Raw genomic sequence first — 10,680 nt, forward strand, 5'->3', positions numbered from 1 at the left:
GAATAACGCGGGGCGATATTCTGCTTTTTCTATTTATATGCAAAATGTGGTTATAGGCTTCGTTACCATAGCAAACCACTTATCCTGCTCAGTGCTATTTTTGTTATTTCATTGTCAGTTTGCAAGTTGAATCTTAGTGAAGTCGATTTTGTTTGCTTTGGGGGAGCACTCAATCTCAACTACTTTACGATAGCGAGTCATTAGGATATAACCAAAGCATCCTAAAATTAAGCCTATCGCTAATGCGCCAACCCACTGAATTTCTAAAAACTCTAATTTGAACAGTAGTGTTAGTCCGCTTAATAAAACAACATTACCGATAACATAACGAGTCTTACCAAAACGCTGCACGGTTAGATTTAAATTGTCGGTATACAGTCGAACTAATGAATCAAGTGAATTGATAACAAATGTTACACCAACGATCACCATCGCCAGGTTGTAGAATCCTGTTATCGGAATGGCGTTAGCACTGTAATAGTAAAGTACGGTGAACCAGACCGCGATTGGAATCGACGGCACGACCATCATGGCAATTAATACCTGGTAGGTTCGGATACCGCTGACAAAACGAGAGGTGAATTGACCAATCATGATGCTCCATGCAAACCACCAATATAGGTAAAACTCATGGTAATCGTTAAGCGGTAATACAAAGCGGTGCAGATTGGTGAAGTAGTCGCCTATTAATGCAAATGTAGTAAAGAATTCACCGACACTAGAGCCATCCGATAAAAATGCACCTGCCCACATTACTGCAATTAAGCCTAAAAATAACCAGCTGCTGCCCAGGCTTAAAATTCTGACGAAACGAATGTTTGTACTTGAATATACGGCCACGGCAATAACTAGCAATACAATTAGGTAAAAACTGCCGACAATGCTTTCACCGTCACCTAAGTCGGGTAAATACCAGGGTAGGTTAGACAGTAACAGATAGGCAGTAAAGGCACAGGTGCCGATGATGACTAAGTTATTAATAAATTTAATTAACGGAATTTCGAAAAACTTAACTCTTGGCTCAATAACGCAAAAGTAGAAACAGGTTAAAAAGTAAAATGCCCAGATAAAGAAAGCCCAAAAACCAAATTCAATGGCTAGCGGGTTACTAAAACCATATTCAGGGCTGCTCGCCAGATCGGCATAACCTGCAAATTCGGTTAGCGGAAACATGATTAACCCGACATCTAAACCAGAGGTAAAAAGAATGGCGATAAAGGTAAATGTACGTACTGGCGTAACACCAATACATTTCATGTTACCCCAACGGTAAATAACAAACGCAATTGCGGCAAAGGTAAATAAAATACCGGTTGATAGCCAAATAGTCATTATTTGTCTCCCGGGTAGATATTGTTAACACACATAATTAATTCCTTGTTTTGTTTTTAAAACGCCACGGAGCAATTTTTAAAGGCGGTTTCTGCCCGCAAGGCTTAAGTATCGTGCTGACGATAGTTAAACCCTGAAAAATCGAACGTAGCTTAATAGGCCATTTGCATATTTAGCTTAGGCTGGCCATGTACCCTGTTCTGTAATCGACTGATTTTGTAGTCAATGTTATTACAATAAATTTATGCCCAGCATGAACTATCAGGCTTGACGCTTAGGGGCTTGTAATCGTTGACTGGTTTGCCAGTCATCTGCCACCGTTACTTTAGCCGAGCTGGGTGCAATAGGTGTTTTACCTAAAATAATATCGGCGGCACGCTCTGCAACCATAATGGTCGGTGAATTCAGATTGCCGTTAGGAATTGTCGGGAAAATTGATGAATCAACGACTCGAAGACCTTCGATACCATGAACTTTAGTTTCTGAGTTCACTACCGACATTGTGTCTTCGCCCATTCTGCATGAGCAGGAAGGGTGGTAGGCACTTTCAACTGAACTTCTGACAAAGCGATCAATTTCTTGATCAGTTTGTACCGCTAATCCCGGCTGAATCTCTTCGCCGCGATATTCATCTAAGCCGGGCTGATTGATAATTTCGCGGGTTAATCGAACACAGGCTCGAAATCCTTCAATGTCATCCTGGTGTGATAAATAGTTAAATTGAATTTGCGGTGCAGCATGGGCATCGCTTGAAACAACTTTAACCGCACCGCGGCTTTTTGGTTTGTTATGACCGATATGAACTTGAAAACCATGACCTGCAAATGCTTCTTTACCGTCGTAACGCATGGCAGCTGGTAGAAAGTGATACTGAAGATCCGGCCATTGCAAACCAGCTTTAGATCGAATAAATCCGCATGACTCAAAGTGATTAGTCGCACCCAAACCAGATTTATTCAATATCCAGCGTACACCAATAAATAATTTGTTTAACGGGTCAATTTTACCGTTAAGCGATATCGGTTTTAAGCATTTAAATTGAAAGTAAAACTCAAGGTGATCCTGGAGGTTTTCACCTACACCGGGTAATTCATGAAGTTGTTCAATACCGGCTTCAGCTAATGTATCCGCAGCGCCAATTCCAGACAGTTGTAGAATATGCGGGGAGCCGATAGAGCCGGCAGAGAGCAGGACTTCTTTATTACAGCGCAGATCAGTTAACTGACCTTTAGACTCGTAACGAACTCCTATGGCTGTTTTCCCTTCAAGCAGCACTTTATGAACCAGAGCATGAGTGATTACGGTCAGATTATCGCGCTTCATGGCGGGTCTTAGATAGGCATTCGCCGTGGACCAGCGTACACCGTTTCTGACGGTCATATGCATCGGGCCGAAACCCTCCTGCTGTTCAGCATTGTAATCTGCAGTCGCTAAATAGCCGGCATCAACACCGGCATCTACAAAGGCCTGGTATAACGGGTTCTTCATATTATTGCCGTTATTCACAGCAAGAGGGCCAGTATCTCCGCGATAGTCATTACCGCCAAATGCCCAGGTCTCGGCTTTTTTAAAGTAGGGTAAGCAATGTGCATAATCCCAATTTTTAGCCCCAGCCTGCTGCCACTCGTCAAAATCACGTGCATGGCCGCGTACATATACCATGCCGTTAATAGATGACGAACCGCCTAACACTTTACCGCGTGGGCAATGCATGCGGCGGTTATCCAAAAACGGCTCGGCTTCAGTTTCAAACTGCCAGGCGTATTTTTTAGTATTCATTGGTATTGATAATGCGGTCGGCATTTGAATAAAAATACTCTTATCGCTGCCGCCGGTTTCTAACAACAGTACTTTATTACCGGGATCAGCTGACAAGCGATTTGCAAGTACACAACCCGCGCTTCCTGCGCCTACAATGATGTAGTCATATTGTGCTTTAGCCATGGTCATTCCTTAAAACGGACTTTCAAGTGACTGCATGCCGACATACACCGCTTTGATCTGGGTATACGCTTTTAATGTTTCGCTGCCGTTTTCACGACCGATACCGGACATTTTATAGCCGCCGACCGGCATTTCAGCGGGTGATGCGCCAAAGGCATTAATCCAGCAGATACCAGCCTGCAGCTGATGTATCACCCTGTGAGCACGGGTAATGTCTTGAGTAAACACACCTGCGGCTAATCCTAAGCGGCTATCATTTGCGCGGCGGACAACTTCGTCTTCATCGGTGAAAGTCAGTACCGACATAACCGGGCCGAATATTTCTTCTTTAGACAATGTCATTTCATCAGTGCAGTCAGTGAAAATTGTCGGTGCAACAAAGAAACCATGTGGTGCATTTTCAGGTTGTAATGCTTTACCGCCAGTGAGCAGGGTAGCGCCTTGTGCTTTACCTATCTCAATGTAGTCGAGCACTTTCTGCTGATGGGCCTTTGAAATCAGAGCTCCAAAATTGGTGTCAGCATTCATCGGATCGCCGCAGACAATATTCTGCTCTGTACGCTCAACTAGACGCTTAATAAAACGGGGATAAATATCCTGCTGAACAAACACACGAGTGCCGTTTGTACAGACTTCGCCCTGGGTATAGAAATTACCTAACATGGCTGCAGATACAGCATTTTCTATATCGGCATCATTAAAAATAATCAGCGGCGACTTACCGCCTAATTCCATGGTGACTTCTTTTAGTGAACCGGCGGCGGCCGCCATCACTTTTTTGCCGGTACCGACTTCACCGGTAAAAGACACTTTGGCAATATCTTCATGGCCGGTTAACCAGGCGCCGACACGGCCATCACCTTGAAGTACGTTAAACACACCATTGGGGACACCAGCCAGAGTGAAGATTTCTGCTAAGCGCATTGCCCCGCGCGGCGTCTCTTCTGACGGCTTAAAAATCATCACATTACCACAGGCTAAAGCCGGGGCCGCTTTCCAACAAGCAATCTGCAGAGGGTAGTTCCATGCACCAATGCCCGCACAAATACCTAATGGTTCGCGGCGAGTGTAATAAAAATCAGTGCCAACCTGCTGCTGATTACCTTCAATACTCGGGGCAAGGCCTGCAAAAAACTCAATTGAATCGGCACCTGTGACGACATCAACTACTGATGCTTCCTGCCATGGTTTACCGGTATCAAGCACTTCACCAGCTGCAAGTTCGTCATTGTGTTCACGCAGTAACGCAGCGGCCTTCAGCAGAATGCGGCTGCGTTCTATTGGAGTCATTTTTGACCATTCGGCAAAGCCGGATTTGGCACTCTCGACTGCAGCTTGCTGGACAGCTTCATTTGCCTCTTCAACTAAGTAGCTAACTTGACCTGTCGCGGGATTAATCACTTCAAATGTTTCACCCGTGCCGTTAGATATATATTGACCATGGACATAATTTTGATAAACGATTAATGACGGCATTGATTTTCTCCATACTGCACGATAACTGTCTCAATAAAGGCTTTAGATAAAATTTTGGCTTGCTTGAAATCTTGTTCAGGTGTTGAACTCAGCGCACTGCGCAGCCAGAAACCATCAATAACCGCTGCGGTTTGTTTGGCTGCATTAATAGCTGCAGTATCTGGCAGCAGCTGTTTAAAAGAAAAAAGCAGGTTGCTGTATAAGCGTTGGCTATTGATATGTTGAAGTCTTGCTAATCCCGGATCATGCATCGCCTGGGACCAGAAACTTAACCATGTCTTAGTCACTGCATTAGAACGTTGTAACTCGGTAAAATTTGCTTCAACAATCATAGAGAGTCTTGTAATAGGAGGCAGTGTTTTGCCTGACGTCCTTATTAGTAATGCCTGCTTTAATTCATCGAGAAGATATTTAAGTGTAGCTTCAATTAACCCTTGTTTGCCTCCAAAGTAATGGCTAATGATCCCCGATGACATTCCCGCCATACCACTTATAGTATTAATTGTGGTGTGCTGTAACCCATGGCGTTCGACTGATATTAGCGTGGCATCAATGAGCTGCTGTTGTCGGACGTGTTTCATCGGCGGTCTAGGCATAAATAACTTCCCTTTATCGTTGAAAACGTTATTAATTGAACGCTCAATTAATAACGATCCTAATGATTAGTGTTCTAACTATCAAGTGTTAATTCAATTGTTATCAGTATTGAGTAATAATCAACTTAATTGGAAATAGAGCAAGTAAAGAGTAAGATGCGGCTCCAAGTGGGCTGAACAATGCGGTTTGGGTCGTTTTCGCGGAAACAAAAATAATTAAATAGTTACAGTTGAAATTATTTTAGCTGTAACTATTTGCCGAATGGCCGGATAAACATGCGATATCGAGAATAGGTTATTCCAACCAAGTGACCTTGATTGCGTTGATTGAAAAGAGGCAAGATAGAAAGGAAAAATCACCTTAACTACGGCGGCAAACTATGCAAATGGGAAATAAGTATAGATAGCTGTATCAGCATACATTAAGCTAAGGGCAATGCCTTAAACTCGAAGAATTACATCCAATAAACTTAACTTATCACTGCAACATAAATTAGTGTGATTTTGTTAGGCTTGATTGGTGAGATGCCGCAAGAAAATATTTATTTTGTACGAAGGAGTTGAAAGATTGATAGGGAACACATTTAGCTGTCAAAAAGAGTTACCGCTAATGCCGGTGCCGGACTTAAATATAACATGCCGTAAACTCATTGAATGGGCAGAGCCGTTATTAACGGAAGAAGAGTCAACTAAGACCAGGCAGGTGATTGAGCTGTTTCTGCAGTCTGGCGGAGAGGGCGAAAAACTGCAGAATGAGCTGATTGAATGGAATAATCAACATACTCAATCTAACTGGTCCGCACCCGTCTGGCAAAACCTTTACCTGGAATCCCGAGATTCTCTGGTGATTAACAGCAACGTATTTTATTACCTGAAAAGTAAGCTTGATGAAAAGGCCTGTTCACAAGCAAATATCGCCGCCGCGCTTATTGTCTGCGTTTATAATTTTGTCTCTTTGATTGATAAAAAAGAGCTCACGGTTGACATGCAGAAAGAGACGCCGCTTTGCATGAATCAGTACAGCAATCTTTTTTCCTCAATAAGAATAGCGAAGCCGGGGACAGATGAGTTCAAAGTTTCATCGTCCAGAAAGCATATTGTGGTAATGCATAATCAGCGCATATACAAAATTGATATTCTTGATGAAAAAGGAAGTATCAGGTCGGCAACAGCGATTGAATTCGATATTGACTGCATTCTATCTATCTCAGAAAAAGGGCAAAACTTAGGCCTGCTAACCACAATGCAGCGGGATGCCTGGGCACAAAGCAGGGCAGATCTGCTTCAGTTATCGGCTAATAATAAAAAAGCGATGACTGCTATCGAAGAAGCGGCTTTTGCCTTGTGCCTGGATGAAAACAAGCCGGAAGAGATAACCGAAGTATCAAAACAGTTACTTCATGGAGACGGCAAGGATCGCTTTTTCGATAAATCGCTGCAGTTTATCGTCTTCAAAAATGGTAAGACCGGGATGAATTTCGAACATACCGGGGTAGACGGCTCTGTTATGCTGCGCCTGGTTGGACATATCTACGACACGATTGATAAGGTTTCTTTTGATGAAAGAGGCGCTTCTGCTGAGACAAAGGGAGCACTTGCCTCAAGCGCTGAAGAAATTGAGTTTGATTTAGATGATGCGCTGAGACAGACGATTCGTGCTGCAGCAGATTCGTTTAGTCAACACACGGCTAATACCCAAACCAGGGTTCTGAATTTTACTCAGTTTGGTAAAAATCAGATCAAACAGTTTGGCGTAAGCCCCGATGCGTTCGTTCAGCTGGCGCTGCAACTGGCTGAATATAAGCTTTATGGAAAGTGCTACAGTGCCTATGAAGCAGTGATGACCAGAACGTTTCTCGACGGGCGCATCGATGTTTTGTATACCGTTTCGCCCGAGTCGATGGTCTTTATTCAGAATATACGCGACGCCGATTGCACTACTCAGACTAAAATCGATTCACTCATTCAGGCGGCACGAAAGCACATCGAAAGGGCAAACGAGTGCAGGTTTGGTCATGGGGTTTACTCCCATTTCCTCGCGCTAAAATACCGCTATAAAGCGGCTGGCCATGATATCGGAATTAATACGCTTCCAGAAATATTTACAGATATTGGATACCAGGCACTGACTCACAGTGTGGTTTGTACCAGCACCACGTCAGACTACGGTGTAGACCTTGCAGGTTACGGGCCGATTGTTGATGACGGCTACGGGATCCGGTACTTTAAGCGCAATGATTCCATCTGCTTCAATATGACTAGTCGAACCGCAATGCAGGGAAAACTCGAGCAGATGCAAATCTATATCGAGCAGTCGTTGCTTGAAATGGCTGATTTGATGCGTCAGAGTAAATAATGATCAGCACACTCTATGTTCATATTTGAACCGGAGTGTGCTTTTTTGCTTAAATATCCAGTCTCAAGTTGTTATTAACTTCGTCTATTAATGATTTCGGCACTTCATTTTCTGCTGCAAGCTCTTTCCATTTAGCGACCATCTCGGTTGTTTGATCAATGACCTCGTTTATTTTTGATCTGCTGAAAATGGGACTTAGTCTCTCGAAACCGTAGAAGTCTTTGCGGACAAAGCTGTCTCTTTTCCCTGCTAAAGTCATCCAGTGACTATTCACCCACTTGCTGCCGGGTTTGTAGCTATAGGCGAGATCATAGGCTGGAGACAATTCCCATTTTTCCTCACTGTTTAACATGAAGGCAAAGTTCTTGGAGTGATCATCGTGGTTTCTGGCTATTACGTTAAACACCATGCGTTTAAATATCTGCATTGCTTCTGCCGGGCCTAATTTTAACTGGCGCGCAACACTTATCAGCTCTTCATAGGAGAATGAGCCGGGCTGTTTATAGCTAACATGTGCGATACCGTTGAGCGTCTGAACATGTACCTTTTGGTTGCCTATTCTATCAAATCGTTGAGTAATGAAATGCCTTCTTGAGCCCTCTTCAAGCAGGCTGCAGTCGGTCATGGTCACTCCGCAGCTTTGAGCCATTAGATGATAAGTATATTCCATGGCACCGAATCCCATAGGATCGCCGAAGGTTTCATAGTTTTTACTGTGCTCGCTTACCCCATCAAATTTCATTAAGTAGTGTTTATATCCGGCAGGGACGTTCGTTTGTCCAGATTTTACTTGAGTGAAATCCTCGTTAAACGCCAGTACGGCTTTAGGCCTTGCTCCACCAGCGCTCATACCAACGGACATTAGGGCTAACATTGCCTGTTTGTCCTGCTGCCCGTTATCGTTCAACTCTACATTAAAGCTGTCTCTTTTGTTTAATATCTCTTGAGCGACAGAAACTAATGATTGAACTTCGATGTTGTTTGAGGAATTGAACTGTTTGACCCGTGTTGCCGGTGCGTAGTTTAGCGCTCCCATGCCGCGTTTGCCGATATACTGCAGCCTCTCAAGCGGAGATATGCTCTCTGGAGAACGACCTTGACCTGCAATCCAGGCGTTTAATACCGCATTACCGAAATCATCTGGCAATGAATCTGCAATTAGACCGGGCAGTCCTTTAAAGGTTTGTTTATCAATCCCTGGGAAGGTGAAAATTTTCTTTGATGCCGGCATTTTCAAGGGCGAAAGCTCTATGCCTTTATTGATGAAACTCGATTCATACTCAAACGCACCGATACCAGTATCTGCATTGAAGCTGACTGCACCAACATCGTGATCTTTATATTTTACACTAACAGCTTCTACCATTCGGGTTCACTCTCATTACCTTTATTATTTTTTTGTGCAGATTTGCTCTTGGATGCACGCTTACGCTCTGCACCTTTCATTTTGGCTAGCTGTATGGGAGAAACAGGTTGTTCTGCTAAGAAGAGAGAAAGCTGATCCAGCAGGTCGAGCCCCTGCATTACCGCAATCATAGTCTCTAACTTTGTTTTGCCTGCTTCTACGTTAATTATGGTGTTTTTTGATAGACCTACATTTAATGCAAGGGCTTCCTGGGAAAGGTTTGCATTCAATCGCGCCTGCTTTAGTCGGCGCCCCAATGTTTCCGCTATCACTTTCGGGCTGTCATTAATTTCCATAGCATCCTCCTTTTATTGAAGTGTACTACAATCGTTTAGTAATTCAATAATCAGAGGTTATAACAACCATTAACATGGTTCTTGTTGCTGGTTTTACCTGGTAATTACCAGTTTATTGGTTGTTATGTTTGTCTCTTGTTGGTGGCGTGTTCAATTGCTTCTGGGAGGCGCGTGCAACTACTGTTAAGGTGGATGTTAATGGTGTTTTTTTACCATAAATACCATTTTAATGGTGATTGTGTGGCGTGGGAGTGGCGGGCGGCAAATTGTTTTCTGTCGCGATACTAAATATAAGCTAAGTCATAATGGGGCGTTTGATACTTAGTTTTAAAGTCGGAAAGGGGCACAAAGCGTCTTAGCTTTTTGAGCTCTGATATCAGTTGGATAGACCGATATTGGCTAATAAGCCCTGTTTTCTCGCGGTTTAATATCTTGTAATATTTCTTTTGAGAAATCTTTGGATGAAAAAGTTGTATTAAAAGCCCTATGTCCGACTAAGCCCAGCTGGAGATTAGCCGGGCTTTAAAATGACTTAATCGTGGTTCGGACTCTTTTTAATCTTATCCACAGCATCATCGACAATCGCTTTTATTATGCTAGTGTCTACATAGCTATCAGACTTTTTGTATTTGTTCACACTAGATATCTGAATGTAGCGCACCGGCACCAAATTCATCGCCAATGCATACGCATCTTCAGTACATATAGCGCAGTCACACAGTGACGAGTCTCTCTTATAGCAATCGCGCAAACACTCCAATACCATTATTTCATTGTAATTAGTGATATCGCCAAGATCGGCACCATTTACCGAATAATTTATACTATCTTTGCTCAATAACTCTGGCACAGCAACTCTCCCTCTTTAGTGTGATTCAATCTAATTAGAATGGCACTATAGAACTAATCTCGAGAAGAGAAAAGTATCTATAACCAATATCCTTCAAGATGCAGGGTAAAACCTCTGGAAATTCTCATTAACCTGAAGTGGCTCGCTAAATATGGGCATGGTTTTGTAGTTTTCTAAATTGCAATGGGGCGTTTGCGACTTAGCTTTCTGAGGCGCTAAGGCGCAAAGGGGCACAAAGCGCCTTATAGTATTTTTCTTAGACATCTAAAGTTTGGCAAAATTTACCTGAGCATAGCAGTGCGTTTTTTGGTCGTTATGTGGTTACTTTTCAATCAACCCTTGACTTTCACTTCAGACTCTATAAAGTACTCCTCAGCAAGAAAGAAAGCCTTTTGTTTACATTCTCCATTTCGTTGTTTTATTAA

At 43.1% G+C, this 10,680-nt stretch carries 8 protein-coding genes; 1 reads left to right on the top strand and 7 read right to left on the bottom strand.

Features of this window, described 5'->3' with window-relative positions; all coding sequences use genetic code 11:
• Positions 1-114: 114 nt before the first annotated feature.
• From AC4GME_RS13635 to betI, 4 genes are all read right to left on the bottom strand, one after another.
• Complete coding sequence (locus AC4GME_RS13635; protein WP_490379588.1) at positions 115-1,332, bottom strand: BCCT family transporter; 1,218 nt, start codon at positions 1,330-1,332, stop codon at positions 115-117.
• Positions 1,333-1,593: 261 nt separating this feature from the next.
• Entirely contained in the window at positions 1,594-3,282 is a 1,689-nt protein-coding gene (gene betA, locus AC4GME_RS13640; protein ID WP_490379589.1) for a choline dehydrogenase, read from the bottom strand.
• 3 nt (positions 3,283-3,285) lie between these two features.
• Positions 3,286-4,752: a betaine-aldehyde dehydrogenase gene (gene betB, locus AC4GME_RS13645; RefSeq protein WP_490379590.1), complete on the bottom strand. Its 1,467-nt coding sequence runs from the start codon at positions 4,750-4,752 to the stop codon at positions 3,286-3,288.
• Complete coding sequence (gene betI / locus AC4GME_RS13650) at positions 4,740-5,348, bottom strand: transcriptional regulator BetI (protein ID WP_490378117.1); 609 nt, start codon at positions 5,346-5,348, stop codon at positions 4,740-4,742. The genes betB and betI overlap by 13 nt, the downstream gene beginning before the upstream one ends.
• A gap of 568 nt (positions 5,349-5,916) precedes the next feature.
• Here betI and AC4GME_RS13655 point away from each other — a divergent pair.
• Complete coding sequence (locus AC4GME_RS13655) at positions 5,917-7,704, top strand: choline/carnitine O-acyltransferase (RefSeq protein ID WP_490378116.1); 1,788 nt, start codon at positions 5,917-5,919, stop codon at positions 7,702-7,704.
• 49 nt (positions 7,705-7,753) lie between these two features.
• On the opposite strand, the gene AC4GME_RS13660 is transcribed toward AC4GME_RS13655, so the two are convergent.
• The 3 genes from AC4GME_RS13660 to AC4GME_RS13670 form a co-directional block, all read right to left on the bottom strand.
• Positions 7,754-9,070, bottom strand: coding sequence for a type II toxin-antitoxin system HipA family toxin (locus tag AC4GME_RS13660; protein WP_490378115.1), 1,317 nt, complete (start codon positions 9,068-9,070; stop codon positions 7,754-7,756).
• The gene (locus tag AC4GME_RS13665) at positions 9,064-9,405 is read right to left on the bottom strand and encodes a helix-turn-helix transcriptional regulator (protein ID WP_490378114.1); all 342 of its coding nucleotides are present in this window, start codon (positions 9,403-9,405) and stop codon (positions 9,064-9,066) included. The genes AC4GME_RS13660 and AC4GME_RS13665 overlap by 7 nt, the downstream gene beginning before the upstream one ends.
• Before the next feature lie 532 nt (positions 9,406-9,937).
• The gene (locus AC4GME_RS13670; protein WP_490378113.1) at positions 9,938-10,255 is read right to left on the bottom strand and encodes a late competence development ComFB family protein; all 318 of its coding nucleotides are present in this window, start codon (positions 10,253-10,255) and stop codon (positions 9,938-9,940) included.
• Between the last annotated feature and the right edge of the window lie 425 nt (positions 10,256-10,680).

This window comes from Psychromonas sp. (genome assembly GCF_983033635.1).

What these genes read in the sequence shown, in the direction of transcription:
- betA (WP_490379589.1), bottom strand. Translation starts at nt 3,282, where the DNA reads ATGACCATGGCTAAAGCACAATATGACTACATCATTGTAGGCGCAGGA.
- betI (WP_490378117.1), bottom strand. Translation starts at nt 5,348, where the DNA reads ATGCCTAGACCGCCGATGAAACACGTCCGACAACAGCAGCTCATTGAT.
- AC4GME_RS13635 (WP_490379588.1), bottom strand. Translation starts at nt 1,332, where the DNA reads ATGACTATTTGGCTATCAACCGGTATTTTATTTACCTTTGCCGCAATT.
- AC4GME_RS13660 (WP_490378115.1), bottom strand. Translation starts at nt 9,070, where the DNA reads ATGGTAGAAGCTGTTAGTGTAAAATATAAAGATCACGATGTTGGTGCA.
- AC4GME_RS13665 (WP_490378114.1), bottom strand. Translation starts at nt 9,405, where the DNA reads ATGGAAATTAATGACAGCCCGAAAGTGATAGCGGAAACATTGGGGCGC.
- betB (WP_490379590.1), bottom strand. Translation starts at nt 4,752, where the DNA reads ATGCCGTCATTAATCGTTTATCAAAATTATGTCCATGGTCAATATATA.